The following is a 310-nucleotide window of genomic DNA, read 5'->3' on the forward strand; positions in this document are numbered from 1 at the left end:
CAAACACAAGCTCGCCGATGCGACGGTGAAATCAGCCAAGCTCAAGCCCGGCCGCCATGGCGATGGAGCCGGCCTGTTCCTGCAGGTCGAGGAGGAAGGCGGAAGCCGCAGTTGGCTATTCATGTGGAAACGCGATAGCCGGCGCTCGGTCATCGGGCTGGGCGGTTACCCGGATACCTCGCTGGCGCTGGCACGAGAGAAAGCCGAGGCCTGCCGCAATGCCCTGGCAAAGGGCGAGGACCCCCGCCTCGCGTTGAGGAAGGAGCAGGCCGAGCCCACCTTCGGCGAGGCCGTCGGGGCCTTCCTCGAC

The 310-nt window shown here is 66.8% G+C and carries 1 protein-coding gene; it reads left to right on the forward strand.

The features are described from left to right. Positions 1 to 310: Arm DNA-binding domain-containing protein (locus EN846_RS34360; protein ID WP_135928143.1), on the forward strand; the 310-nt coding region annotated here is incomplete at both ends.

The organism is Mesorhizobium sp. M4B.F.Ca.ET.203.01.1.1, from assembly GCF_004791025.1.
In the GTDB taxonomy this organism is placed as follows: Bacteria; Pseudomonadota; Alphaproteobacteria; order Rhizobiales; family Rhizobiaceae; genus Mesorhizobium; species Mesorhizobium abyssinicae.